The 22,501-nt window shown below is 68.9% G+C and carries 18 protein-coding genes; 13 read left to right on the top strand and 5 right to left on the bottom strand.

The annotated features are described in order from the left end of the window. Positions 1–195: 195 nt before the first annotated feature. Positions 196–2,034, top strand: a complete 1,839-nt coding sequence (gene ilvD / locus AAEX60_RS13365) for a dihydroxy-acid dehydratase (RefSeq protein WP_342104061.1) — start codon at positions 196–198, stop codon at positions 2,032–2,034. Between the two features lie 670 nt (positions 2,035–2,704). Here the strand turns inward: ilvD and AAEX60_RS13360 are convergent. Continuing rightward, positions 2,705–3,625: a COX15/CtaA family protein gene (locus AAEX60_RS13360; RefSeq protein ID WP_342104060.1), complete on the bottom strand. Its 921-nt coding sequence runs from the start codon at positions 3,623–3,625 to the stop codon at positions 2,705–2,707. Positions 3,626–3,737: 112 nt separating this feature from the next. Here AAEX60_RS13360 and AAEX60_RS13355 point away from each other — a divergent pair, with 112 nt between their 5' ends. Beyond that, complete coding sequence (locus AAEX60_RS13355; RefSeq protein WP_342104059.1) at positions 3,738–4,598, top strand: oxidoreductase; 861 nt, start codon at positions 3,738–3,740, stop codon at positions 4,596–4,598. 4 nt (positions 4,599–4,602) lie between these two features. Here AAEX60_RS13355 and AAEX60_RS13350 read toward each other — a convergent pair whose 3' ends face one another. After that, positions 4,603–5,154, bottom strand: coding sequence for a cysteine hydrolase family protein (locus AAEX60_RS13350; protein ID WP_342104058.1), 552 nt, complete (start codon positions 5,152–5,154; stop codon positions 4,603–4,605). Then, positions 5,151–6,629, bottom strand: a complete 1,479-nt coding sequence (locus tag AAEX60_RS13345) for a purine-cytosine permease family protein (RefSeq protein WP_342104057.1) — start codon at positions 6,627–6,629, stop codon at positions 5,151–5,153. The genes AAEX60_RS13350 and AAEX60_RS13345 overlap by 4 nt, the downstream gene beginning before the upstream one ends. Before the next feature lie 134 nt (positions 6,630–6,763). Here AAEX60_RS13345 and AAEX60_RS13340 point away from each other — a divergent pair, with 134 nt between their 5' ends. Next, a complete protein-coding gene (locus AAEX60_RS13340; protein ID WP_342104056.1) occupies positions 6,764–8,059 on the top strand; it encodes an endonuclease/exonuclease/phosphatase family protein in 1,296 nt (431 codons plus the stop codon). A 110-nt stretch (positions 8,060–8,169) separates the two neighbouring features. Here the strand turns inward: AAEX60_RS13340 and AAEX60_RS13335 are convergent, their stop codons facing one another. Both AAEX60_RS13335 and AAEX60_RS13330 read right to left on the bottom strand, forming a co-directional pair. Next, complete coding sequence (locus tag AAEX60_RS13335; protein ID WP_342104055.1) at positions 8,170–8,676, bottom strand: phosphoribosyltransferase; 507 nt, start codon at positions 8,674–8,676, stop codon at positions 8,170–8,172. 9 nt (positions 8,677–8,685) lie between these two features. Then, positions 8,686–9,204, bottom strand: coding sequence for a GNAT family N-acetyltransferase (locus AAEX60_RS13330; protein ID WP_342104054.1), 519 nt, complete (start codon positions 9,202–9,204; stop codon positions 8,686–8,688). Positions 9,205–9,237: 33 nt separating this feature from the next. Between AAEX60_RS13330 and AAEX60_RS13325 the strand changes: the two genes are divergently transcribed. The 10 genes from AAEX60_RS13325 to tkt all read left to right on the top strand — a co-directional run bounded on the left by AAEX60_RS13325 (position 9,238) and on the right by tkt (position 22,408). Then, complete coding sequence (locus AAEX60_RS13325) at positions 9,238–10,566, top strand: MFS transporter (RefSeq protein ID WP_342104053.1); 1,329 nt, start codon at positions 9,238–9,240, stop codon at positions 10,564–10,566. Positions 10,567–10,757: 191 nt separating this feature from the next. Continuing rightward, positions 10,758–12,515 carry an MBL fold metallo-hydrolase gene (locus AAEX60_RS13320; protein WP_342104052.1) on the top strand — a complete coding sequence of 586 codons (1,758 nt, stop codon included), beginning with the start codon at positions 10,758–10,760 and terminating at the stop codon, positions 12,513–12,515. Between the two features lie 72 nt (positions 12,516–12,587). Then, on the top strand, positions 12,588–13,415 hold the full coding sequence (locus AAEX60_RS13315) for a DeoR/GlpR family DNA-binding transcription regulator (protein ID WP_342104051.1): 828 nt from the start codon (positions 12,588–12,590) through the stop codon (positions 13,413–13,415). Between the two features lie 142 nt (positions 13,416–13,557). Next, the gene (locus tag AAEX60_RS13310; RefSeq protein WP_342104050.1) at positions 13,558–14,052 is read left to right on the top strand and encodes a ribose-5-phosphate isomerase; all 495 of its coding nucleotides are present in this window, start codon (positions 13,558–13,560) and stop codon (positions 14,050–14,052) included. 59 nt (positions 14,053–14,111) lie between these two features. Continuing rightward, entirely contained in the window at positions 14,112–15,143 is a 1,032-nt protein-coding gene (locus AAEX60_RS13305) for a hypothetical protein (protein ID WP_342104049.1), read from the top strand. A gap of 41 nt (positions 15,144–15,184) precedes the next feature. Continuing rightward, positions 15,185–16,051 carry an HAD-IIA family hydrolase gene (locus AAEX60_RS13300; protein ID WP_342104048.1) on the top strand — a complete coding sequence of 289 codons (867 nt, stop codon included), beginning with the start codon at positions 15,185–15,187 and terminating at the stop codon, positions 16,049–16,051. A 166-nt stretch (positions 16,052–16,217) separates the two neighbouring features. Further along, positions 16,218–17,783, top strand: coding sequence for an FGGY-family carbohydrate kinase (locus AAEX60_RS13295; protein ID WP_342104047.1), 1,566 nt, complete (start codon positions 16,218–16,220; stop codon positions 17,781–17,783). Positions 17,784–17,830: 47 nt separating this feature from the next. Next, positions 17,831–19,585 (top strand): ribulokinase, encoded by a 1,755-nt coding sequence (locus AAEX60_RS13290; RefSeq protein WP_342104046.1) that lies wholly within the window; start codon positions 17,831–17,833, stop codon positions 19,583–19,585. Between the two features lie 14 nt (positions 19,586–19,599). Continuing rightward, positions 19,600–20,328: an L-ribulose-5-phosphate 4-epimerase gene (locus AAEX60_RS13285; RefSeq protein WP_342104045.1), complete on the top strand. Its 729-nt coding sequence runs from the start codon at positions 19,600–19,602 to the stop codon at positions 20,326–20,328. A 16-nt stretch (positions 20,329–20,344) separates the two neighbouring features. After that, on the top strand, positions 20,345–22,408 hold the full coding sequence (gene tkt / locus AAEX60_RS13280; RefSeq protein ID WP_342104044.1) for a transketolase: 2,064 nt from the start codon (positions 20,345–20,347) through the stop codon (positions 22,406–22,408). Positions 22,409–22,501 lie beyond the last annotated feature (93 nt).

Raw genomic sequence — 22,501 nt, 5'->3', positions numbered from 1 at the left:
TCTGTGAAGCGGCTGTGTGCACATCGGCTGGATGGTTGGTTCTGCTTGCCACTCGCGGGGGAAGGGGGCCGGGCCGGATCATCCCGCAGTCGTAGGGGACATGACCCAAGGGTGTGCTGCGGGGTGGGGCAGCAATGGTCGACCACTGGCTGGGAGCCCGGGAAAACTGTCGGGGGCAGCACCTAGTCTTGCCCCATGCCAGCACTCCGTTCCCGCACCACCACCCACGGCCGCAACATGGCCGGCGCCCGCGCCCTGTGGCGCGCCACCGGCATGACCAATGAGGACTTCGGCAAGCCGATCGTCGCCATCGCGAACTCCTTCACCCAGTTCGTGCCCGGCCACGTGCACCTCAAGGACATGGGCCAGCTGGTGGCCGGTGCGGTCGCCGAGGCGGGCGGCATCGGCCGGGAGTTCAACACCATCGCCGTCGACGACGGGATCGCGATGGGCCATTCCGGCATGCTCTACAGCCTGCCCAGTCGCGAGGTGATCGCCGACAGCGTCGAGTACATGGTCAACGCGCACCAGGCCGACGCCTTGGTCTGCATCTCCAACTGCGACAAGATCACCCCCGGCATGCTGCTGGCCGCGCTGCGGCTCAACATCCCCGCCGTCTTCGTCTCCGGTGGCCCGATGGAGGCCGGCAAGGCCACCATCAAGGACGACGGCACCGTCACCCGGCTGGACCTGATCGACGCCATGATCAAGTCCGTCGACGACACCGTCTCCGACGCGGAGATCGGCACCATCGAGGAGAATGCCTGCCCCACCTGCGGATCCTGCTCCGGCATGTTCACCGCCAATTCGATGAACTGCCTGACCGAGGCGCTGGGGCTGTCCCTGCCCGGCAACGGCTCGACGCTGGCCACCGCCGCTGCCCGCAAGGAGCTCTTCCTGGAGGCCGGTCGGCTCGTCGTGGACCTCTGCAAGACCTATTACGAGGGCGACGACGACTCCGTGCTCCCGCGCAGCATTGCCACCAGGCCCGCCTTCGCCAATGCGATGCGGCTGGACATCGCGATGGGCGGCTCCACCAACACGATCCTGCACCTGCTGGCGGCGGCGCAGGAGGCCGGCGTCGACTTCGACCAGGACGACATCGACGCCCTGAGCCGCGTCACCCCGTGCCTGGTCAAGGTGGCGCCCAACACCAACAAGTTCTACATGGAGGACGTGCACCGGGCCGGCGGCATCCCCGCCATCCTGGGCGAGCTGCGTCGGGGTGGCATGTTCGACGACGGGGTGCGGGCCGTGCACTCCGCCAGCGTCGACGAGTGGCTGGGGGACTGGGACATCCGTTCCGGCCAGGCCACCGAGAAGGCGCTGGAGCTCTTCCACGCGGCGCCCGGGGGAGTGCGCACCACCGAGGCCTTCAGCTCCACCAATCGCTGGGAGTCGCTGGACACCGATGCCGAGAATGGCTGCATCCACTCCGTCGAGCACGCCTACACCACCGAGGGTGGCCTGGCGGTGCTCAAGGGCAACCTGGCGCCCGACGGCTGCATCGTGAAGACCGCGGGCGTGCCCGAGCACCAGTGGCAGTTCAGCGGCCCCGCAAAGGTGGCCGAATCCCAGGAGCAGGCCGTCGAGATGATCCTGGGCGGCAAGATCGTCGAGGGCGACGTGGTGGTGGTGCGCTATGAGGGCCCCAAGGGTGGCCCCGGCATGCAGGAGATGCTCTACCCCACCAGTTACCTGAAGGGTGTGGGGCTGGGCCCCAAGTGCGCGCTGATCACCGACGGCCGGTTCTCCGGCGGCTCCTCGGGCCTGAGCGTCGGGCACGTCTCCCCGGAGGCGGCCTCCGGCGGCCCGATCGGCCTGGTTCGCGACGGGGACATCATCACCTTCGACATCCCCAACCGCAGCGTCTCGGTGGACCTGTCCGACGCGGAGCTGGCCTCGCGTCGCCAGGAGCAGGACCAGGCCGGGTGGCAGCCGGTGGACCGGGACCGCCCGGTCTCCGCGGCGCTCAAGATCTTCGCGAGGTTTGCCCAGTCCGCGGACAAGGGAGCCGCCCGGACGGTGGATTGAGGGCTGGGTGGGGGAGCATGCGGTTCGCCGTCGGGGCGGCAGCCTCTGGCGCTTCGTCTCGTCGACGCTCGCTCGCTCGCGTATCCTCGCGGAACCGCGCTGCGAGGCTCCGGACCCGAAGACGAACATCCCACCACCCTCCCCGAGCGTGTCGAGGGCGTTGACACCCGGGAGTCGGGAGGGGCCTAGACAGACTCGCAGCTGATGGGAATGGCTTGCCGTCGGGCCGGCCATGACGGTGAGGCTGCCGGTCTGCCGGCCAGCCGACTACATCACTCGGAGATGGAGAAGGGGCCTCGTGCATCTGCGCACGAGGCCCCTTCGTGTCCGGCCAGGCAGTGGTGACGGATCCGGCCGATGCGCCCACGCCCTGGATCCCACCAGCCACTCGTCACCCCGCTGGTGCGCAGCGCCCCCGGCCCAGCTGTCGCCGGGGGCCACTGCGAATGGATCGTCGGATCGTGGACCATCCCGGGCCCCTTCCCCGGGGCCCGTTCCTCCATTCTTGCGCGTCGGGGGACGCGACACGCAAGCCGGGAGGTGAACAACGGGGGAGGAATTTTGCCGTCCACCACGGGGTCCACAAGCGCCCCGGCGTTTCCCACAGAACGACGGCCGCCGTCCACAGAGCCTGTGGACAACGGCCGTCGTCGGGAACTGCAGGGAGGCCTCAGAGCCGGTCGAAGGCGCTGCGTCCGGCCACCAGGGTGACGCAGACCAGGATCAGGCCGGCCGCGGCGCAGTGCCCCGCCGCCCACCACATGTCGACGCCCTTCTGCGCCATCACCTGGCCGAGCACGAACTCCAGCGCGAACAGCCCCACCAAGGTGGCCAGCACCGGGCGCAGGGTGGGCTGGTGCCAGCCCTTGCGGGCCAGCAGGAAGAGGGCCACGGCCAGGCCGGCAGCAAAGACCAGCCGGAAGACCTGCAGCCCGACGGCCACGTCCTGGCTGACGATCCGCCACATCGGCCAGCCCACGACGGCGGTGAAGGAACCCTTGCCAGCCACGACGACGCCCAGCAGGTGCAGCACCACCACGCCGGCCATGCAGCCGGTGGCCCAGCGGGACAGCGGGGTCCAGTGCCAGCGCGGGGTGCCGCGGTTGACCGACAGGGTGACCAGGGTGGTGGCCATCAACACCGTGAGGGCACCGAACAGGTCCAAGGTGGCCTGCGCCTTGGAGATGCCGCCGTTGAGCACCACCATCCGTCCGAAGACGGCGGACAGGATGGCGCCCACCACGGCGGCCCAGGGCAGGATCCGCACCATCGGACGGGCCCGGCGCAGCCAGATGCTGGTCACGGCGGCGCCCAGCAGCACGAAGCCGGTGCTGGCGGCGATGATCCGGTGGCCGAACTCGATGATGTCGTGCACCTCGGCCTCGGGGCCGAAGTGGCCCGGGTAGCAGCCGGGCCAGGTGGGGCAGGCGAAGCCGGACCCGGTGGCGGAGTTGATGCTGCCGGTGATCACGGTCGCGATGCCGAAGATGGCCGCCAGCCGCATGATCAGCCGTACGGAGGGGCTCGTCGCGCTCGCTGCTGCGTCGCCGCGGGCGGCCAGGGTCGCTGGGGAAGTCGCTGTGCTGGACATCATTTTCCTGTTTCGCTTGGGAGTACTCCCTCAGCCTATGAAGTGGCTCTTTCGCGGCCGACGGCGGGGTCGGTTTGATCGTTCATCAGCTCGCGCTGGCTAGTCTGGGCGCATGGCACACACCGAGATTCCCAGCATGCCCGGCCTCCGGGTGGACTCCCACCGGGTCGCCGTCGTCACCGGAGCCTCGTCCGGGATTGGCCGGGCCACCGCTGTGGAGTTGGCCAAGGCTGGCTTCGACGTCTGGGCCGGTGCCCGCCGGGCCCAGACAATGGCCAGCCTGGGGGAACACGGGATCAAGGTGCTGCCGCTGGATGTCACCGACGATGCCTCGATGCGTCTATTCGTCGACGCCGTGCTGGCCGGGGCCGGGCGGATCGACGTGCTGGTGAACAATGCCGGGATCGGTGGCTATGGCGCGGTGGAGGACCTGCCGTTGAGCGCCGGCCGGGAACAGTTCGAGGTGAACCTGTTTGGTCTGGCCCGGATGATCCAACTGGTGCTGCCCGGCATGCGGGAGCGCGAGTCCGGCCGGATCATCAACATCTCCTCGATGGGCGCCAAGATCTACGAACCCTTCGCGGCCTGGTACCACGCGTCGAAGTACGCGGTGGAGGGCTTCAGCGACTCCCTGCGGCTGGAGCTCAAGCCCTTCGGAATCGACGTGTGCATGGTGGAGCCCGGCCTGGTGCAGAGCGAATGGAATGCCAAGGCCCGCAAGAACCTGGTCTCGGTGAGCAAGGGCGGGGCCTATGAGAAGGGCGCCAAGCGGATGGCCCGGATGCTCGCGCTGGCGGACCGGAGGTCCGTCGGCTCCAACCCCAAGCTGGTGGCCGACGTGGTGGTGGCCGCCGCCATGGCCACCCACCCGCGCACCCGCTATGCCGTGGGCGCGGGCGCCAAGGTGGCGGTCACGGCCCGACGGGTGCTCCCGGACCGCGCCATGGACGCGGTGCTCGGCCGCCTCGGCTGACGCTTCAGCTCAGCAGCGTCGCCGAGTCCACCACCGTGATCTGCGGGGCGTAGAGCCCCATCACCTGCAGCGCCGCGGCGTGGTTCTCGTCGGAGGAGCCGGCGCAGGCGTCGGAGACCACCGTGACGGTGCAACCGGCGTCCGCGGCGGCCAGGGCGGTGGAGATCACGCAACAATCGGTGGCCACCCCCGCCAGCACCAGGTGCGGATGCTCGCCGGTGATGGCCGCCAACTCCGGCCCCCACTTGCCAAACGTGGAGACATCGACGGGTGGTCTCCGGGTCAGTCCGGCGGCGGTCTCCACCAATTCGAAGTACGGGTCGTCATCCGGCCGGTCGGCGAACTGCCACTGCTGGAAGTACGCCCCCCAGGACCCCTCCCGGTTGTGCCCGGGAAGCCACCGGGTCAGCACCACCCGCTCACCGCAGTGCGCGGCCAGCCGGGCCACCACCGGGGCGGTCTGGGCGAAACGCGGGGCGCACCACTGGCTGGCCGGGTCGGCGAAGATCCGTTGGTGGTCGATCACCACCAGCCAGGCGTCGTTGGGGATGCTCATCGTTCCTCCTGCCGCTTCACGGCGCCGGAGTTGAGCGCCAGGTAGCCCAGGAAGCCGATCAGCAGGGCGATGATGACGCCCAGGTTGGCCCAGGGCCAGGTGCCCTCCCAGCCGTCGGGCCCGTGGTGGCCAAGCTTCAGCGGCTCCAGCAGATAGCCCTGCCAGTTGTTGTAGGTGGCGTCGGAGAACTGGTTGATCACCAGCCCCCAGCCGATCACCGAGGCCACCACCATCAGCGCGATCGAGGGCCAGTTGACCGCGCCGTAGCGGCCGCGACGGTCGAACAGCGCCACTTCGTCGTAGGGGCGCTTGCGGGCCAGGATGTCGGCACACATGATCCCGGCCCAGGCGGCAAGCGGCACGCCCAGCGTGACCAGGAAGCTCTGGAAGGGGGCCAGGAAGCTGGTGGCGAAGAAGACCACGTAGATGGTGCCCAGCGTGAGGATGATCCCGTCGACGGCGGCCGCTGCCGGGCGGGGGATGGTGATCCCCAGGCTCAGCAGTGTGAGCCCCGAGGAGTAGATGCCCAGCACCGCGCCGGAGATTAGGGTGAGCACCGCTACCACCAGGAAGGGCAGCAGGATCCAGGTGGGCAGGATTCCCGCCAGCGCACCGATCGGGTCCATGGGGATGGCCGCCGCCAGCTTCTCGTCGGAACCGGCCAGCAACAGGCCGAAGACCACCAGCAGCAGGGGAGCGACCGAACCACCGAAGGTGTTCCAGAAGACGATCGCGCCATTGCTGGCGTCGCGACGCTGGTAACGGGACCAGTCGGCGGCAATGTTGATCCAGCCCAGACCGAAGCCGGTCATCACCATCACCAGCGCGCCGATGCAACTGGCCACCGATCCGGCCGGCAGGGCGCTCACGGCCGACCAGTTGATGTGGCTCACGGTCATTGCCATGAAGACCAGCGTGAAGGCGCCGGTCACCCAGGTCAGGATGGACTGCACCTTCATGATGGTGTGGTAGCCCAGCACGGAGCAGACCACGATGATGGCGGCAATCACCACGCACGCGATGATCTTGGTGGCCGTCCCGGTGCTCCACCCCAGCCGGGTGAAGACCGTCGCGGTGGCCAGGGTGGCGGTGATGGTCAGCGAGGTCTCCCAGCCGATCGACGTCAGCCAGCTGATCAGCCCCGGCACCTTCTGCCCGTCGACGCCGAAGGACGCCCGGGAGAGCACCATGGTGGGCACCGAACCGCGCTTGCCGCTGATCGCGATCACCCCGCACAGGGCGAAGCTGAGCACGATGCCCAGGATGGCCACCACGGTGGCCTGCCAGAAGGAGATCTGGAAACCGAACAGGTAGGAGCCATAGGTCAGGCCGAAGACGCTCACATTGGCGGCGAACCACGGCCAGAACAGGTCATGCGGGCGGGCCGTGCGTTCGGAATCCGGCACGACGTCGATGCCCTGCATCTCGATCAGTCGGGAGGAGGTGGCCTCGGCCACCGGCGGTGTGCTCGACATGGGCCACATCATTCCACCGGGGTCCGACAATTTCCGGGAGGCACGGTCCCCGAACAGGCCCAGGGGTCTCGCAGAACAGGAAATGACCCGCGGGGTTCACCCGCATGTTGCCCAACACCCCTAGTCTGCCCCTCATGCGTACCCCACGAATCAGCACCCCACGGCTGGCCAGCCTTGCCCTGGCCGCGACGCTGGTGGCCGGCCTCGCCGTCGCCACCGTCCCCGGCCATGCAGCCCCGCTGCCGGTCGCCAAGCAGGCCGCCAAGAAGAAGGGCACGGACCCCGACGTCCGCTTCGCCACCTTCAACGCCTCCCTGAACCGGGCCAAGCAGGGGCAGCTGGTCGCCGACCTGTCCACCCCGGACAATGCCCAGGCCCGCACCGTCGCCGAGATCATCCAGCGCGCCAATCCGGACGTCGTGCTGGTCAACGAGTTCGACTACGTGGCGGGCGGCCGGGCGGCCGAGCTCTTCCGGGACAACTACCTGGCCGTCGGCCAGAACGGTGCCGGCCCGGTGCACTACCCCTACTACTACGTCGCCCCGGTCAACACCGGTGTGCCGTCGGGCCATGACCTCAACAACGACGGCACGGTCGGCGGCCCCGACGATGCCTGGGGCTTCGGGGCCTTCCCCGGGCAGTACGGCATGGTGGTCTACTCCAAGTACCCCATCGACCAGCGCCAGGTGCGCACCTTCCAGAACTTCCGCTGGCGTGACATGCCCGGTGCGCTGCTGCCCGACGACCCGGCCACCGGCGCCAAGGGTGCCTTCTACTCCTCGGAGGAGCTGGCCGCCTTCCCGCTGAGCAGCAAGTCCCACTGGGACCTGCCGATCATGATCGGCCGCAAGCGGGTCCACCTGCTGGCCTCGCACCCCACTCCGCCGGTCTTCGACGGCCCGGAGGACCGCAATGGCCGACGCAACCACGACGAGATCCGGCTCTGGGCGGACTACATCACCGGCGGCAAGCAGGCGGCCTACCTGTACGACGACCAGGGCCGCCGCGGCGGGCTGAAGCGCGGCGAACGGTTCGTCATTGCCGGGGACCAGAACTCGGATCCGGTCGACGGGGACTCGCTGCCCGGCTCGATCGCCCAGCTGCTGGACCACCCGCGGGTGAACACGTCGGTCACCCCGGCCAGCGAGGGCGGCCCGGAGGCGGCCCGGCTGCAGGGGCAGGCCAATGCCACCCACACGGGTGATCCGCGCTTCGACACCGCGGACTTCGGGGATGCCGTCGGCAGCTCCGGCAACATCCGGGCCGACTATGTGCTGCCCAGCCGCAACCTGCCGATCCTGGGCGCCGCGGTCTTCTGGCCCACCCAGGCCGACCCGCTGTACCGGCTCACCGGCAGCTATCCCTTCCCGTCCAGCGACCACCGGCTGGTCTGGGTGGACGTGAAGCTGCCGCACCCCTCCCCGCGCTGAGCCACGTTCCGAAGTCCTCGACCGGGCTCGGGCGCCGTGGTCACGCAACCACGGTGCCCGAGTCCGCAGCCGCGGTGCTCGAGCCTGTCGAGGGCGTCGGGGCGCTGTGACTAGGCCTGTCGGGTCACCGGCGGCTCGGCGGACCAGGGGAAGACGATCCACTTGTCCGTCTTCGCCCACGCGTACTCGGGATGGATCACGGTGGTCGGCTTCTCATAGATCACCGCGCTGCGCACGTCGGCGTCGAACTCCCGCAGCAGCTTGACGACGAGTTCCAGGGTGCGCCCGGAATCCACCACGTCGTCCACCACCAGCAGCCGCTTTCCCTTGATGGACTCGGTGTCCAGCAGGGGAGCGAGCAGCACCGGGTCCGGCAGGGTCTCGTGCACGTCGGTGTAGAACTCGACGTTGATGGCATCGGTCAGCTTGGTGCCCAGGGCATAGGTCATGGCGCCGCCTGGCAGCATCCCACCACGAGCCACCGCGATCACGATCTCGGGGTCGAAGCCGGAATCCACCACCTGTTGGGCGAGCTCCCGGGTGGCATCCCCGAAGCCCTGCCAGGTGAGTACTTCCTTGTCGACGAGTGCGCTGGAATCGGCGTGATAGGCAGTCATGCGGGAAGCCTACTGGCCGCGGTTGGCCGGCTCCTGGTCGGGGAAGGTGAGCTGCATGAACAGGGCGTCCAACCAGCGGTCGAACTTGCGGCCCACCTGGCGCAGCCGGCCCACCTCCTCGAAGCCCAGCTTCTGGTGGAAGGCCACCGACGCCTCGTTGTCCGCGTCCAGCACCCCCACCATCACGTGCACCCCGTCGCCACGCGCCCGGTCGATCAACGCCAGCATCAACATCCGGCCGACGCCCAGCGCCCGCGCGCCGTCGGCCACGTAGACGCTGTGCTCCACGGTCCGGTCATAACCGGCCTTGTCCCGGAACCGGCCGTAGCAGGCATAGCCCACCACCCGGCCGTCGTCCTCGGCCACCAGCACGGGCTGGTTCAGGTTCCACCGGTGGTGCAGCCAGTCGCGACGCTCCTCGACGGTCACCGGCTCCAGGTCATAGCTGGCGGTGGTGCCCACTCCGGCGTCGTTGTAGATCTGGGTGATGGCCGCAAGATCCGCTTCGCTGGCCGGTCTGATCCGCATGCCCACCACCCTAGTGCCCGGTAGCCTTCCGCCATGACCTCGCCCTCCCGCTCCCAGCGTCTGGAGCAGCTTGACTACAACCCCGCCCACACCCGGCTGCTGGTGGGCTCGGGGATCGGCTGGGCGCTGGACGCCATGGACGTCGGCCTGATCAGCTTTGTGATGGCCGCGCTGACCGTGCAGTGGAAGCTCAGCCTGCACCAGACCAGTTGGCTGGGGTCGATCGGCTTCGTGGGGATGGCGCTGGGTGCCAGCCTGGGTGGGTTGCTGGCCGACCGGATTGGCCGACGCCAGGTCTTTGCCGCCACCCTGCTGGTCTACGGCCTGGCGACGGCCGCCTCCGCGCTGGTCACCGGGATTGCCGCGCTGATGGTGTTGCGCTTCATCGTCGGTCTGGGGCTGGGCGCGGAGCTGCCCGTGGCCTCCACCCTGGTCAGTGAGTTTGCCCCGGCCAGGATCCGCGGCCGCCTGGTGGTGGCGCTGGAGGCCTTCTGGGCGGTGGGCTGGATGATGGCCGCCCTGCTGGGCTACCTGGTGATCCCGCACAGCCACAATGGCTGGCGCTATGCCCTGGCCGTGGGCATCGTGCCCACGGTCTACGCCGCGGTGATCCGACGTCATCTGCCGGAGAGCGTGCGTTTCCTGGAGTCCAAGGGGCGCGACGCAGAGGCCGAGGCCGCGGTCCGTGGTTTTGAGGAGGCCGCCCGGCCCGGCTCCGCGGCCACCGCGCCGTCCGTGCCGGTGGTGGAGGACCTGGCGGAGCCCACCGTGCGGCAGAACATCTGGTCCCGACGGCTGCGGGGCCGCACCGCCGCCCTGTGGGTCATCTGGTTCGGCATCAACCTGAGCTACTACGGGGCCTTCATCTGGATCCCGTCGCTGCTGGTCAAGCAGGGCTTCTCCATGGTGAAGTCGTTTGAGTTCACCCTGATCATGACGCTGGCGCAGCTGCCCGGCTATGCCCTGGCGGCGTGGCTGATCGAGGTCTGGGGACGACGCGCCACCCTGGCCAGCTTCCTGTTCGGCTCGGCCCTGGCGGCCCTGGCCTATGGTCACGCCGGCAGCCATGCCGAGATCCTGGCCGCCGGTTGTGCCCTGAGCTTCGCCAACCTGGGTGCCTGGGGCGCGCTGTACGCGATTGGCCCGGAGATCTACCCGACGTCGATCCGCGGAACGGGAACCGGCGCGGCCGCCGCCTTCGGCCGGATCGCCTCGATCGCCGCGCCGCTGCTGGTGCCGGTGCTGATTGCCCGGGGCGGGAATGGGCTGGCCTTCACGGTCTTTTCGGCGGCCTTCGCGGTGGCGGCGCTGGCCTGTTTCGCGCTGCCCGAGGCCCGAAACCGCAGCCTGGGCCGGGTCTGACTGCCCCTCAGTCCCGATCCCGCACGCTCCCCGGCTCCGTAGCCCGGGGTATCCCAGCTCAAGCCAGGTGCGGAAGGGTGGGGAGGAACCGGGGGCGTGGTCCAACGGAAGGCCGGTGCCCAAGATGAATCCCGGCTGACAACTGGGCGACAACCCGCCCGGCCGCCCCGCAAGCGGGGCAGAGTGGGCTCATGGGACACATGACAGTGACGTTTCTGGGCGGCGCCGGCACCGTGACCGGCTCGAAGCACCTGGTGACCATCGGAGATCGACGGGTGCTGGTGGACGCGGGCCTCTTCCAAGGAGAGAAGAAGTGGCGGGAGCAGAACTGGGCCAAGTTCCCGGTTGATCCGGGCAGCATCTCGGACCTGGTGCTGACCCACGCCCACCTGGACCACTGCGGCTACCTCCCGGCGCTGGTCAAGAACGGGTTCACCGGCACCATCTGGGCCACCCCGGAGACCATCGACCTGGCCGAGATCGTGCTGATGGACTCGGCCCACCTGCAGGAGCAGGACGCCAAGGATGCCGCTGAGGGCGGCTGGTCCAAGCACAATCCGCCGCTGGCGCTGTACACCCAGGACGACGTGCAGCAGACCATGCGCCTGTTCCGGCCGATGGACTTCGACGTCGACACCGATCTGCGCGACGGCCTGGTGGGCCGCTTCACCCGCGCCGGGCACATCCTGGGCTCCGCCTGCCTGAACCTCACCCACAACGGCCGCAGCGTGCTGTTCAGCGGTGACCTGGGCCGGCACGACCACCCGGTGCTCAAGCCGCGGGGCATCCCGCAGGGCGCCGACTACGTGCTGATGGAGTCCACCTATGGTGACCGGGAGCACCCGGAACCGGAGGGCCTGCCGCACGAGCTGTTCGCCGAGACCATTCGCAAGACCGTCGCCCGGGGTGGTTCGGTGCTGGTGCCCGCCTTCGCGGTGGACCGGACCGAGGCGGTGCTCAAGGTGATCACCGAGATGCGCAAGGACGGCCGGATCCCGGAGGTGCCGGTCTTCGTGAACTCCCCGATGGCGCTGGCCGCGTTGAAGGTCTACCAGACCTCCGACGAGCTGCATCCCGGGCTGCGGCCGGAGGACTTCGCCGACCTGCCCAATCTGCGGGAGGTCACCAGCGTCGAGGAGTCCAAGGCGCTCAACAACCCGAGGTTCCCGTGCATCATCATCAGCTCCTCGGGGATGGCGACGGGTGGCCGGGTGGTGCACCATCTGGAGGCGATGCTGCCCAGCGAGAAGCACTCCGTCGTGCTGACCGGCTACCAGGGGGTCGGCACTCGCGGCCGCGCCCTGCTGGACGGCGCCAAGCAGCTGAAGATGCACGGCCGCTATGTGCCGGTGCGCGCCACCATCGTGCAGGACCAGGAGTTCAGCGTGCACGCCGACTGCTCCGACCTGCTGGACTGGCTGCGGGACCTGCCGCGCAAGCCGCGCACCGTCTTCCTGGTGCACGGCGAGCCGGATTCCGCCGAGGCGCTGAGGGAGCGGATCGTCACCGAGTTCGGGATCACCTGCGTGGTGCCGCAGTTCGGTGAGGTGGTCAGCGTGGAGGATGGCCAGGGCGCCACCCCGGCCCCCGAGGTGAACGCTCCGGACCAGGTGGGCAGCCCGGTGGTGGTCCCGCCGCGGCCCACGCCCGAGCTGGGCAGCCCGTCGGGCCGCGGCCTGACCCCGCTGCAGCTGGCCAATCGGCTGGCGCGCGCCCTCGAGGCCGGCGACGGCGCCGCCCTGGCCGGCCTGGTCACCGGGCAGGTGCGTCGCGCCGGTGCCCCGGTGGACCTGGGGGAGTGGGCCGGTGGACTGCGCGGTTTCGAGCTGGTTGACCTGGTGGACTCCGGCCGACGTGCCGTGGCCCGCGGCCGGGCCGGGGAGCGGGACGTGGTGCTCTTCCTGGACCTGGCGGAAGACCGGATCACCGCCGTGGAGCAGGTCGGCTGAGCCCTGGCACGTCGGGACGGCTGGTCGGATGCCATGATTGGGTGAACCCTCAACCAGCGACGGAGACCGCCGATGCCCAAGCCACACCCCGAAGCCCCCGCCAACCAGGCGGGCCATGGCGGGCGGGGAAGCCTGAGCGCCCAGCGGGCCCGGCACCAGGCCATCGCGGAGGCGGTGATCAAGCGCGGCGCCATCAAGGTGGATGACCTGGCGGCCGCCACCGGCGTGAGCATGATGACCATCTACCGCGACGTCGCCGCGCTGGAGGAGGCCGGGATCGTGCAGCGCCAGCGCGGTCAGGTGCTGGCGGTGGCCAGTTCCCTGCAGGAGGCCGCGGCGGGATTCCGGCTGGAGCAGAATGCCGAGGTCAAGGCCGCGATGGCGGCGGTGCTGGCACCGCTGGTGCGCCCGGGCAGCTCGATCATCCTGGATGACTCCACCTCCGGCGTCTGGTTGCTGCGCGCCCTGGAGGAGGTCTCCCCGCTGACCGTCGTCACCAATTCCCTGTTGGTGGCCCAGGAGGTGGAGCGACGCGATGACCTGCGGCTGATCGTGGCCGGTGGCGAGTACCAGCCGTGGGCCCAGGCGCTGATGGGGCCCACGACGGTGGCCACCATCCAGGCCGTCCACGCCGAGCTGTGCGTGCTGTCGGCCTCCGGGATTGTCGACGGGCAATGCATGCACCCCTATGAGGACGTGGTCAGCGTCAAGAAGGCGATGCTGGCCGCGGCCAGCACCAAGGTGCTGATGCTGGACCACACCAAGTTCAAGCGGCAGGCGCTGCACAGCTTCGCCCGGCTGGAGGATTTCGACATCATCGTGGTGGACGCGGAGACGCCGGTGCAGACCCGCAACTGGCTGGAGGATCTGGGCGTCACGGTGCTCGTCTCGGGAATCTGACCAGCTCTTTCGGGTGGTCCTGCACATCCATGCAGGGCGCCACACATTTCACATTTTCTGTGGGATTTGACTCAGGCCCGGTGATAGTTTCGCGACAGGTGGCCGGACCGCGCCACCGGCAGCGTTGCTGAAGGGAGACCCGATGGGCTACCGAGTGGTGGTGGGCGCCGACATTGCCGGCGTCGAGTACAAGGACCTCATCAAGGCCGATCTCGAGGCCGACGAGCGGATCGACGAGGTGATCGACGTCGGCGTGCAGGCCGGTGAGGACGTCGACTACCCACACATCGGCGTCCAGGGCGCCCGGCTGGTGGCCGAGGGGAAGGCCGATCGCGCGGTCCTGGTCTGCGGCACCGGCATGGGCATGGCGATCAGCGCCAACAAGGTCCCCGGCATTCGCGCCTGCACCGCGCACGACTCCTTCTCCGTCGAGCGCCTGGTGTTGTCCAACGACGCCCAGGTGCTCTGCCTGGGTGCCCGGGTGATCGGCCCCTACCTGGCCCGACGCCTGGCCAAGGAGTTCTTCGGCTACCAGTTCGACCAGTCCTCCGCCTCGGCCCCCAAGGTGGCCGCCATCACCGGCTACGAGCAGCAGCTCGGGGCCGACCCCAAGCCCGCCGCCCCCGGTGCGTGCTGACAGCATTTGACCCGTAACACCCATGCCGCGTCCCCGCGGCCATCACTGAAGGAACAATGATGTTCACTGCTTCACTCGGTATCTTCCTGTTCGGCCTGTTGGCCGCGGCGGCGGGGGGATACATCGGTGCCGCCATCGGCGGCAACTTCGCCTTCGTCCTGACCGGCTTCAGCGTCATCTTCGCCTGGGCCGTCTTCATGGGCACCGGTTCGGACTGGGGGTTCAACTACGTCGCCTTCGGTCCGTTCGCCGGCCCCTACGTGATGTTCGCCGGCGGTGCGGCAGCCGCCGCCTATGCCTGGCACAAGGGCTACCTTGAGTCCGGCAAGGACATCAACTCCGCCCTGGCCGGCCTGGGCAAGACCGACGTGCTGCACGTTGGTGCAGCATTTGGCGTCTTCGGTTACCTGTTCAAGGCCTTCGTCGTGGACAACATCCCGTGGTTCGGCACCCACACCGACGGCGTCGCCCTCACCGTGGTCACCTCCGCCCTACTGGCCCGCGTGCTGTTCGGCAAGCGCAAGGACGGCGTGGGCTCCAACTCCCTGATCGACGGGGACAAGTTCAACAAGAACGCGTCGGGCTTCCTGGGCAAGATCGCCCCGCGTGAGGACGCCCAGTGGCTGCCCTGGCAGGAGAAGTGGAGCTACCTGGTCAGCCTGGGCTTCTTCTTCGGTTCCGCAGCAGCGGCCGTCGCCATCGTGCTCGGCCATGCCGTCAAGGGTGGATCCGCCTTCGCCAGCAGCTTCGCCTTCGGCATCTCGGCCATCATCATCCTGTTCCTGATCATGGGCTTCAACATGCCGGTGCAGCACCACATCACCGTCGTCTCCGGTGTTGCCGCAGTGACCTTCCTGCCGATCATCGCCGGTTCCGGCTTCGACTGGAATGGCGTCTGGACCAGCAGCACCTGGACGTCCGCGGCCATCGCCGTCGTCGTCAGCGGCATCGTCGGCATCCTGACGGCCTGGCTCGTCGAGTTCTGGGCCCGCGTCTGGTATGACCGCGGCACCACCCACATCGACCCGCCGGCCTCCGGCATCTGGATCATGACCACCGCCGTCCTCGGCCTGGGCACCCTGCTCGGCTGAACACACCCCACCCCCCCCGCAGGAACATGAGGAGCACCGGGATGTCCGACGTCATCGTCAATCCGACCGCATTGCACGACGCCTATGTCTTCGACATGGACGGCACCATCTACCTGGGCGACCACCTGCTGCCCGGGGCGGCCCGGATGATCAACGAATTGCGCCGCCGGGGCATCCCGGTGCGTTTCCTCTCGAACAACCCCACCAAGGACCCGGAGCAGTATGTCGAGAAGCTCACGAAGCTGGGACTGCCCACCGACGTCGCCGACATCTCCAACACCGTGGTCACCACCACCCGCTGGCTGCAGGCCAACCACCCCGACGCCAAGCTCTTCTGCATCAGCGAGGAGCCGCTGAAGAAGGCGCTGCGCACCGCGGGTTTCACTCTCACCGAGGATCCGGAGGAGATCGACATCGTGATCGCCTCCTATGACCGGACCTTCGACTACCGCAAGCTGCAGATCGCCTTCGACGCCATCTGGTTCCACCAGCGAGCCTTCCTGATCCAGACCAACCCGGACCGCTTCTGCCCCTTCCCGGGTGGCCGCGGGGAGCCGGACTGTGCCGCGATCACGGCCGCCATCGAGGCCTGCACCAGCACGAAGTGCCAGGTCAGCCTGGGCAAGCCGTCGCCGATCATGCTCACCGAGGCTCTGGCCGGGCTGGACGTGAGGGTCGAGAACTCGGTGATGGTGGGGGACCGGCTGCAGACCGACATCCAGATGGCGCTGGACACCAACATGGTCTCCGCCCTGGTGCTGACCGGGGAGGCCACGGCCGAGGATGTCCGTGCGCTGGCGCCCGGACAGCAGCCCAGCTATGTGCTGGACCGGATCGACCGGCTCCTGCCGCAGTCCGTCTGGGACGAGCTGGGCTGGACCGAGGACAACGACCCCGACACCCCGTAGTCGCGGCGATCCCGAGCCGGTCCCACCCACGATCCCCGAGCCGGTCGAGGGTCCGAGCCGATCCCACGATCGCCGAGCCTGACCCACCCCACGAACCCCGAGCCTGTCGAGGGGTCACCAAGCACACCCGAACACGGCGCAGGGCTGCGCCGAGGAGGTCATCACCATGAGTACCAGCACCGGCCCCTACCTGATGGGCATCGACTACGGCACCGAGAGCTGCCGGGTTGCGATCTTCGACCTGCAGGGCCGCCCGGTGACCTTCGCGGCGACGGCCTACAAGACCACCCACCCGCGCCCGGGCTGGGCCGAGCAGAACCCGGAGGAGTGGTGGCAGGCGCTGCAGGCCTCCTGTCACAAGGCGATGGCCAGCGCCGGGATCCAGGCGCACGAGATTGCCGGCATCAGCTACGACGCCACCACCATGACCGTTGTCGCGATGAATGACCGTGGTGACGCGCTGCGCCCCGCGATCATGTGGATGGACGTGCGGGCCACCGAGCAGGCCGCCCGCGCCGAGCAGTCCGATTCCGTGGCGCGGCTCTACAACGGTGCCGGCACGGCCCCGGCCACCGCCGAGTGGTATCCCTTCAAGGCCGCGTGGCTGAAGGAGCACGAGCCCGAGACCTATGCCCAGGCCACCAAGCTGGTGGACGCCCCGGACTGGATCAATTTCAAGCTCACCGGCGAGTGGACCACCAACATCAACTCCGCGGCTTTGCGGATGTACTACAACCGCGCGCAGGGCGGCTGGCCGACGGACTTCTACGAGACCATCGGCTGCGGCGACGTCTTCGGCAAGATCCCGGAGAGAGTGCTGGACCTGGGCGCCCCGGTGGCCGGGCTGAGCACCGTCGCCGCCCAGCTGTTGGGGCTGCGCGCCGGCACCCCCGTCGCGCAGGGCCCCGCCGACGCCTGGGCCGGGCAGATCGGCCTGGGCGTGGTGGAGCCGGGCAAGATGGCGCTGATCACCGGCTCGTCGCACGTGCTGACCGGCCAGACCGACACCGAGATCCACGGCAAGGGCTTCTTCGGCGCCTACACCGACGGCGTGGTGAAGGGCCAGTACACCGTCGAGGGTGGCCAGGTCTCCACCGGATCGGTGCTCAAGTGGTTCAAGGACAGCTTCTGCCCGGACATCGTCACCGCCTCCGACGCCACCGGGATCAGCGCCTATGACCTGCTGTCCGCCAAGGCCAAGGACATCCCGATCGGCTCCGACGGGCTGATCGTCAACGAGTACTTCCAGGGCAACCGCACCCCGTACACCGATTCCAAGGCGCGCGGCATCATCTGGGGCCTGTCCCTGATGCACACCCCGGCGCACATCTACCACGCCATCCAGGAGGGTGTCTGCTACGGCACCGCCCACAACCTGCGGGCCATGACCGCGGCCGGCTTCGAGGTGAGCGAGATCGTGGCCTGCGGCGGCGCCACCAAGAGCCGGGAATGGATGCAGATGCACTCCGACGTCACCGGGGTGCAGATCACCCTGACCGAGGTGGGCGACGCCGTGGTGCTGGGCTCCTGCATGCTGGCGGCCGTCGGCGCCGGCCTCTACCCGGACATCCAGACCGCGGCCAAGAACATGGTGCACACCCTGGACCGGCTGGAACCGGACCGGGCCCGCCACGAGGAGTACCAGTACTACGTCGACAAGTACTGCGACACCTACCCGCAGCTGCAGGCCATGACCCACGACCTGGTGGACCACGAGGCCGCCAAGGCCTGACCCGAGCACGACCAACCGGCACGACAAGGATTTTCGAAGGGGAAGCAATGAGCAACGACAAGTACGTGGTGGGCATCGACTTCGGCACATTGAGCGGCCGCGCGGCCGTGGTCAGCGTGGCCGACGGCCAGGAGCTGGGCCACGGCGTCAAGGAGTACACCCACCAGGTGATGGACCGCGGCTTGACCGCGGGCGACGGCCAGGCGCTGCCGCCGGACTTCGCGCTGCAGGTGCCGGCCGACTACATCGAGGTGCTGCAGACCGCGGTGCCCGAAGCCGTCAAGAGCTCCGGCGTGGACCCGGCCGACATCGTCGGCATCGGGATCGACTTCACCTCCGCCACCGTCGTGGCCGCCAAGGCCGACGGCACCCCGCTGTGCGAGCTGCCCGAGTTCAAGAACCGGCCGCACGCCTACGTCAAGCTGTGGAAGCACCATGGCGCCTTCGAGCAGGCCAACCGGATCGTCGAGGTGGCCAAGCAGCGCAATGAGGGGTGGCTGGCCCGCTACGGCGGCACCCTGTCCGCCGAGATGCTGCTGCCCAAGGTGTTGGAGACCCTGGAGAAGGACGCCGAGGTCTACGCCGCCACCGAGCGCTTCTTCAATGCGCTGGACTGGATCACCTTCCGGATGACCGGCAATGAGGTCTACGCCGCCGGCGACTCGGGCTACAAGCGCAACTACCAGGACGGTGAGTACCCCAGCCGGGAGTACCTAGAGGCGCTGAACCCCGATTTCGGCGGGGTCTTCGAGGAGAAGATGCCGGGCGAGGTGCTGCCGCTGGGTGCCGAGGCCGGCAAGCTGACCGCCGAGGCGGCCGGCTGGATGGGCCTGCCCGAGGGGATCAGCGTCGCCGTCGGCAACATCGACGCGCATGTCACCGCCGCCGCGGTGCAGGCCGTCGAGGCCGGCCAGATGACGGCCATCATGGGCACCTCCAGCTGCCACATCGTCCTGGGCAATGAGCTCAAGGAGGTGCCGGGCATGTTCGGCGTCGTCGACGGCGGCATCGTCGACGGCCTGTGGGCCTTCGAGTGCGGTCAGACCGCCGTGGGCGACATCTTCGCCTGGTTCGTGAACACCAGCGTGAATGCCGACTACTATGCCGACGCCGAGAAGGCCGGCGTCAGCATCCACGACTGGCTCACTCGGCTGGCGGCCGACCAGGAGATCGGCGAGCACGGCCTGGTGGCGCTGGACTGGCACAATGGCAACCGCTCGGTGCTCAACGATCCCAACCTGTCCGCGCTGGTGGTGGGCCAGACCCTGGGCACCCGGCCCGAGGACACCTACCGCGCGCTGCTGGAGGCCACCGCCTTCGGTGCCCGCACCATCATCGAGACCTTCGCCAAGAACGGCGTCGAGATCACCGAGATCGTCGCGGCCGGTGGCCTGATCAAGAACAAGTTCCTGATGCAGATGTATGCCGACGTGTGCAAGCTGCCGATCTCGGTGGGCCTGACCACGCAGCCCGGCGCGCTGGGCTCGGCTGTCTTCGCCGCCGTCGCCGCCGGGGTCTACCCGGACGTCAAGGCCGCGTCCCTGGCCATGGGCAACCGGCAGCAGAATGCCTACCTGCCCGATCCGGAGGCCAGCGCGCTCTACGACAAGCTGTTCTACGAGTACACGCTGCTGCACGACGTCTTCGGCCGGGGCGGCAGCAGCCTGCTCTACCGGCTCAAGGACATGCGTCGCGACGGGGTGAAGCGCCGCGCCGCCAAGCACGAGGGCCGCTATGAGGCGCTGGACACCAGCCACGAGCAGATCGCGGGCGGCGGCACGGACTACTACCCGGTGGCCTGACCGAGAGGAAGAACATGCTGGTGCTCGACGAGTTTCCCGTCGAGGTGCAGGAGCAGATTGCCGCGTGCCGGGCCGAGGTCTCGGCCCTGCACGCGGAACTGCCCCGGTGGGGGCTGGTGGTGTGGACCGCCGGCAATGTCTCCGCGCGGGTGCGGTGCGCCGAACAGATCGGCACCGACCTGCTGGTGATCAAGCCGTCGGGTGTCAGCTACGACGAGCTGGCCCCCGAGGCGATGGTGGTCTGCACCCTGGACGGGGCCAAGATCGACGACGGCACCCCGGCCCGGCTCAGCCCGTCGTCGGACACCGCCGCCCACGCCCATGTGTACGCAAACATGCCCCAGGTTGGGGGAGTGGTGCACACCCACTCCACCTATGCCACCGCCTGGGCGGCCCGTCGGGAACCGATCCCGTGCGTGCTGACCATGATGGCCGACGAGTTCGGCGGGGAGATACCGGTGGGGCCGGTGGCGGTGATCGGCGACGACTCGATTGGCCGCGGTATCGTCGAGACCCTGGCCGGGCACCGCTCCCCGGCGGTCCTGATGGCCAACCACGGCCCCTTCACCATCGGCCCGGACGCCCGGTCCGCGGTGAAGGCCGCGGTGATGTGTGAGGAGGTGGCGCGCACCGTGCAGATCGCCCGCGAGGGTGAGATCCATGGCAAGAGCGTGCAAGCCCTTGAGCACTCACTCGTGGACCGGCTCTACGATCGTTACCAGAACGTCTATGGACAGCACTGACTCCCGAGAGGCAACCGTGAACAACTCCCTCAACTGGACCGAGCAGGACTCCCGCGCCGTCGATGTGGCGCGGATCCTCGCCGCTGACGCCGTGGAGAAGGTCGGCAACGGCCATCCCGGCACCGCCATCTCGCTGGCGCCCCTGGCCTATCTGCTGTACCAGAAGGTGATGAAGACCGATCCCAGCGATTCGCTGTGGCTGGGGCGGGACCGCTTCGTGCTGAGCGCCGGGCACTCGTCGCTCACCCAGTACACCCAGCTCTACCTGGCCGGCTGTGACCTGGAGCTCGACGACCTCAAGCAGCTGCGCACCTGGGGTTCCAAGACCCCCGGCCACCCCGAGTACCACCACACCAAGTTCATCGAGGCCACCACCGGCCCGCTGGGCGCCGGCATCTCGATGGCCGTCGGCATGGCGATGGCCGCCCGCAAGGAGCGTGGCCTGTTCGACCCCGAGGCCCCCGCCGGCCAGAGCCCCTTCGACCGGTTCATCTACTGCATCGCCGGCGACGGCTGCATGCAGGAGGGCGTCGCCTCCGAGGCCTCCTCGCTGGCCGCCACCCAGAACCTGGGCAACCTGGTCCTGTTCTACGACGACAACCGGATCTCCATCGAGGGCGACACCAAGATCGCCTTCAGCGAGGACGTCGCCGCCCGCTACGAGGCCTACGGCTGGCACGTGCAGCACGTCGACTTCACCAATGGCGGCACGAAGTACGAGGAGAAGATCGAGGAGCTGTACGCCGCCATCGAGGCCGCGCAGCAGGTCACCGACAAGCCCTCCTTCATCAAGGTCACCACGGTGATCGGCTGGCCGCTGCCCACCCTTCAGGGCAAGCACTCGGTGCACGGCTCCAAGATCGGTGGCGAGGAGATCTCCGCGCTGAAGAAGGAGCTGGGCTTCGAGGACACGCCGTTCGCGGTGGACCAGGCCGCCGTCGACCATGCCCGGGCCAATGCCGCCGAGCGGGGCAAGCAGGCCCGCGACGAGTGGAACCAGAAGTTCGACGCCTGGCAGGCCGCCAACCCGGACAAGGCCGAGCTGCTGGCCCGCGTCGCCGAGCGCAGGCTGCCCGAGGCGGTCGAGTTCCCCGTCTTCGAGCCCGGCAAGAAGTCCACCCGCGCCGCCTCCGGTGAGGTGCTGACCGACCTGGCCGAGCAGCTGCCCGAGCTGTGGGGTGGCTCGGCCGACCTGGCCGGCTCCAACAACACCACCATGAAGGGCCAGCCCTCCTTCCTGCCCGCCGAGCGCAGCTCGGAGGAGTTCACGGGCAATCCCTACGGCCGCACCCTGCACTTCGGCATCCGCGAGCACGCCATGGGTGGCGTCGTGAACGGGATCAACCTGTCCGGGCTGACCCGCGCCTACGGCGGCACCTTCTTCGTCTTCGCCGACTACATGCGCCCGCCGGTCCGGCTGGCCGCCCTGATGGGCGTGCCCAGCATCTTCGTCTGGACGCACGACTCGGTCGGTGTGGGTGAGGACGGCCCCACCCACCAGCCGATCGAGCACCTGGCCGCCTACCGCGCCATCCCGAACCTGGCGATCGTGCGGCCGGCCGATGCCAACGAGACCAGCTATGCCTGGCAGGGCGCGCTGCAGCACACCGACCAGCCGAGTGGCGTGGTGCTCAGCCGCCAGGACCTGCCGATCCTGGACCGCTCCGAGTACGCCTCGGCCGAGGGCACCCTGAAGGGCGCCTACGTGCTGAAGGACGCCGCCAACGGTGAGCCGCAGCTGATCCTGATTGCCACCGGCTCCGAGGTCTCGCTGGCCGTCGAGGCGCAGAAGACCCTGGAGGAGCAGGGGGTGGCCACCCGCGTCGTGTCCATGCCCTGCCAGGAGTGGTTCGACGCCCAGGACGAGGCCTACCGCGAGTCCGTGCTGCCCAAGGCCGTCACCAAGCGGGTCTCGGTGGAGGCCGGGATTGCGCAGGGCTGGAGCAAGTACGTCGGCTTCGAGGGCGCCTCGGTGTCCATCGAGACCTTCGGCGCCTCGGCCAGCGGCAATGTCATGTTCGAGAAGCTCGGGATCACGGCCGACGCGGTGGTGGAGGCCGCCAAGAAGGTCCTCGGCTGAACCCGCCCGCGGGCCGCGCCACCCTGGCAGTGGCTGGGCCCGCGGAGGTCACGGCGGGCCATCCTCAGAGTGGGCTTGTCCGGGGAAGGGAAG

Origin of the sequence: Luteococcus sp. H101 (assembly GCF_038433155.1) — a bacterium.
In the GTDB taxonomy this organism is placed as follows: Bacteria; Actinomycetota; Actinomycetes; order Propionibacteriales; family Propionibacteriaceae; genus Luteococcus.
The sequence above is the reverse complement of the archived record's forward strand: the minus strand, read 5'-3'. Positions and strand labels throughout refer to the sequence as shown.

What these genes read in the sequence shown, in the direction of transcription:
- ilvD (WP_342104061.1), top strand. Translation starts at nt 196, where the DNA reads ATGCCAGCACTCCGTTCCCGCACCACCACCCACGGCCGCAACATGGCC.
- AAEX60_RS13360 (WP_342104060.1), bottom strand. Translation starts at nt 3,625, where the DNA reads ATGTCCAGCACAGCGACTTCCCCAGCGACCCTGGCCGCCCGCGGCGAC.
- AAEX60_RS13355 (WP_342104059.1), top strand. Translation starts at nt 3,738, where the DNA reads ATGGCACACACCGAGATTCCCAGCATGCCCGGCCTCCGGGTGGACTCC.
- AAEX60_RS13350 (WP_342104058.1), bottom strand. Translation starts at nt 5,154, where the DNA reads ATGAGCATCCCCAACGACGCCTGGCTGGTGGTGATCGACCACCAACGG.
- AAEX60_RS13345 (WP_342104057.1), bottom strand. Translation starts at nt 6,629, where the DNA reads ATGTCGAGCACACCGCCGGTGGCCGAGGCCACCTCCTCCCGACTGATC.
- AAEX60_RS13340 (WP_342104056.1), top strand. Translation starts at nt 6,764, where the DNA reads ATGCGTACCCCACGAATCAGCACCCCACGGCTGGCCAGCCTTGCCCTG.
- AAEX60_RS13335 (WP_342104055.1), bottom strand. Translation starts at nt 8,676, where the DNA reads ATGACTGCCTATCACGCCGATTCCAGCGCACTCGTCGACAAGGAAGTA.
- AAEX60_RS13330 (WP_342104054.1), bottom strand. Translation starts at nt 9,204, where the DNA reads ATGCGGATCAGACCGGCCAGCGAAGCGGATCTTGCGGCCATCACCCAG.
- AAEX60_RS13325 (WP_342104053.1), top strand. Translation starts at nt 9,238, where the DNA reads ATGACCTCGCCCTCCCGCTCCCAGCGTCTGGAGCAGCTTGACTACAAC.
- AAEX60_RS13320 (WP_342104052.1), top strand. Translation starts at nt 10,758, where the DNA reads ATGGGACACATGACAGTGACGTTTCTGGGCGGCGCCGGCACCGTGACC.
- AAEX60_RS13315 (WP_342104051.1), top strand. Translation starts at nt 12,588, where the DNA reads ATGCCCAAGCCACACCCCGAAGCCCCCGCCAACCAGGCGGGCCATGGC.
- AAEX60_RS13310 (WP_342104050.1), top strand. Translation starts at nt 13,558, where the DNA reads ATGGGCTACCGAGTGGTGGTGGGCGCCGACATTGCCGGCGTCGAGTAC.
- AAEX60_RS13305 (WP_342104049.1), top strand. Translation starts at nt 14,112, where the DNA reads ATGTTCACTGCTTCACTCGGTATCTTCCTGTTCGGCCTGTTGGCCGCG.
- AAEX60_RS13300 (WP_342104048.1), top strand. Translation starts at nt 15,185, where the DNA reads ATGTCCGACGTCATCGTCAATCCGACCGCATTGCACGACGCCTATGTC.
- AAEX60_RS13295 (WP_342104047.1), top strand. Translation starts at nt 16,218, where the DNA reads ATGAGTACCAGCACCGGCCCCTACCTGATGGGCATCGACTACGGCACC.
- AAEX60_RS13290 (WP_342104046.1), top strand. Translation starts at nt 17,831, where the DNA reads ATGAGCAACGACAAGTACGTGGTGGGCATCGACTTCGGCACATTGAGC.
- AAEX60_RS13285 (WP_342104045.1), top strand. Translation starts at nt 19,600, where the DNA reads ATGCTGGTGCTCGACGAGTTTCCCGTCGAGGTGCAGGAGCAGATTGCC.